This window comes from Microcystis sp. M53598_WE2 (assembly GCF_030067735.1).
Taxonomy (GTDB): Bacteria; Cyanobacteriota; Cyanobacteriia; order Cyanobacteriales; family Microcystaceae; genus Microcystis; species Microcystis aeruginosa.
On record NZ_JASJFE010000913.1, the window covers coordinates 1 to 2,742 of the forward strand.

General features: G+C 37.7%; 3 protein-coding genes. 1 reads left to right on the plus strand and 2 read right to left on the minus strand.

The annotated features are described in order from the left end of the window. Positions 1 to 913: hypothetical protein (locus PX636_RS18550; protein WP_288118239.1), on the minus strand; the 913-nt coding region annotated here is incomplete at its 3' end. A gap of 43 nt (positions 914 to 956) precedes the next feature. Then, the gene (locus PX636_RS18555) at positions 957 to 2,474 is read right to left on the minus strand and encodes a methyltransferase regulatory domain-containing protein (protein WP_288118240.1); all 1,518 of its coding nucleotides are present in this window, start codon (positions 2,472 to 2,474) and stop codon (positions 957 to 959) included. A 191-nt stretch (positions 2,475 to 2,665) separates the two neighbouring features. On the opposite strand from PX636_RS18555, the gene PX636_RS18560 reads away from it, so the two are divergent. Then, positions 2,666 to 2,742: DUF2887 domain-containing protein (locus PX636_RS18560; RefSeq protein ID WP_288118241.1), on the plus strand; the 77-nt coding region annotated here is incomplete at its 3' end.

The following is a 2,742-nucleotide window of genomic DNA, read 5'->3' on the forward strand; positions in this document are numbered from 1 at the left end:
GCTGGATAGTAAAAAAAACATAATCACCTTTTAACCAAGTAAAATTTTCTTCAGGTAAGTAAAACCCTTGTCGGAATAATTGAGGATGAAGGAAATTAGCTAAATAACCGGCAAAACTTACCCGCTTATTCAACTGGGCAAATATTTGATAACTTCCCTCTATTATATTGGCAAATTTGCCTGTTAGTAAAATTTCTTGCGAACTTAAATATTCTCTTTGCAAAGGATCGGGAGGATGACCTTTTTCCAAATTTCTATAGGGTAAGCAACCATAATAATTAGGAGGTACATAAATTAACTCTGGGATATTTGTGTTGAAAAAAATGAGATTTTTTTCGCTTAAAATATCATTTCTAACCATAAATAAATTGATCCCTTGACTATCAGCATAAATCAGGGAATAACCCTTCTTATCTGCTAAATTTTTCCAAGCTAAAATACTAGCTCCAAAATAATTTGTTCCATCCCAACAACGCTGAGTAGAGTAGGGGACAACCTTATCTTCTTTGGGTGAGTGGGAAGAATTGTATTCCACTACTACCACTCGCGGTTGATAGATTGTTTCTAAACTAAACCAGAGATAAAAATCATTACCGTCCACATCAATAGAAAGCAAATCGAACTCGTGGGGAACCTGATACTTGATAAAAACTTGATTGATATTTTCGGCAGTAATTAACTCTTGATAGAGATGAAGTTCTGGGTTACTATAATCCCTATCTAACTGGATACCATGACAGTCATAAACTTCTCGCAGATAACGCGTATTGCATTCTCTGCCATCTTCGACCCCAATTTCCACATAATAGCGGTTGGTAAAACCAATGAGAGCAAAAATATGCTCAATCACACCATCTTCTCCATTCTGGGAGAAAACTTTTTTCTCGAAAGATTGTAAATTGATGACTGTCATGGTTAAAAATATCCAGTTTCTAGATACATCCAGATAGTATTTACTAAATACCTAGTTTTTGCAATGTTAGTAAACGTTCTTTACTAAACTGCTCGTACACTGTTTTCAGATGAGTAATATTTTCCTCCTCTGTTTCCAAAGTTTTCCCATCTTTAACCACTTTTTTGCCTTGACTTGCCAAAATTTGCCAAACAAATTGTACTGCATCTTGGTTAGAGGATTTAGCCAAGAGGAATAATTGTTCTAAACGATTGACCACTACTCCAGTACCAATCAAAGGAGAAGCTAAAAAGCTTAATTCCTCACTATAGACTGCTTTCGCTTTCACTGCATTATTAAAAGCATCAGTAGATGGTTTCCGTTGTTGGCAAGTTTGCTCATCCACAGCAGGATGAATATAGCCAATACCAGTTAAAATCATAAGAGCTTGGTAAAGACCATTTAAGTTAATATTTGAGGTTTTGGGATGATTTTGCAGTTGCTGTAAAGTTTGGGGATATTCCGCCAAAACCTGACAAATTGGCTGATAAACTGCCTCCTGTAACTTAACTTCTCCCATGGGAAACTGCTGCTCGAACTTGATATTTGCGGGATTAACCAGCAGAGCAAACCGGGTTTCTTGTAGTTGTTTAAGCTGTTCTTGGTTGGTTAAACTTAAGGAGCCTCGAATAAAAATATCACGGCGAAATTGATTGTTAAGAAAGAAATCTCGCACCACTTCCCGATAGATTGGGTCGCTGATTTTGGCTAATTTCTCTTGAGCTGCTGGGGAGAGATTGACCGCATCAATATGGTCATTAATATGGGCAGAACCCACATATTTAAGTTTCGCATCCTCTAATTCTTTCGCTACTTCATCGAAGTAAAAAGAATTCCATTCCTGATTAAAATACTCGTGAGCTAAATAATAACGATTTTGTTCCTTCAGGCGCTCGTAACGATTTTTTAAAATTGGATTTTGGGCAAAATAACTAGCATTAGCTTCTAATAATTCTCCTGTAAAATTAAGTGCCTGTTCAATGCGGGTTAAAATTGGTTCGGAACTGTGTTGACCATGACGTAACATTAAAGCTTGCATCGGCATCGCTGCTGACCAACCCGGAAGGGCATTATAGGAGATATAAACTAATCCCCCTACCTTGAGATTGCGGAGCATAAAATTAACTATTGCTTGGCGATTTTTGGCACTAATCCAGCTATAAATTCCGTGCAGGCTGATGAAGTCAAATTGAGGTAAATCTCGCTCTAAAAATTCCTCAAAACTATCATCAAAGAAAAGAATATTCTTCATTCCCGCCTTGGCCGCTAAATCTCTAGCCGTGGCGATATGGCTAGGATTGAAATCATTGGCATAAAATTGGGCGTGGGGATAGGTAGCCGCTAGAATATTCGTGGTAAAACCCTGACCACAGGCCAGTTCACAATAGGTAAATTCTTGGCTGGAATCGGGGGGTTGAATCGATTTAATCAGAGTGGCTAAACCTAATTTTAGGGGACTTAACTCGCCGTAAAAACCGCTAGTGTAGTTAACTTCCAATACATATCCTTCTGTCCAACTCATAGATTTTCCTCAAATATAATGACAATTCCTAAAATTAAGACTTGATTATACAGGAAAAGAGCCATGTCCCCTAGATTTTTGTGGGTGACAGCAAGGAGAAAAAATTATACAATGCCTATTAATACTAGAGTATTAACCGTTTAGCCAAACAATTCGGCAACTGCCAATAAACCCTAGAAGCGAGATTTCTCGTGAAAACTGACAGTCTCTTTTACCAAATCTTCCTGCGCTTTCCCGACAGTTTCTTTGACTTAATCGGACAACCGCA

Excerpts from the sequence above, each read along its gene's own strand:
- PX636_RS18555 (WP_288118240.1), bottom strand. The coding sequence starts at position 2,474 with ATGAGTTGGACAGAAGGATATGTATTGGAAGTTAACTACACTAGCGGT.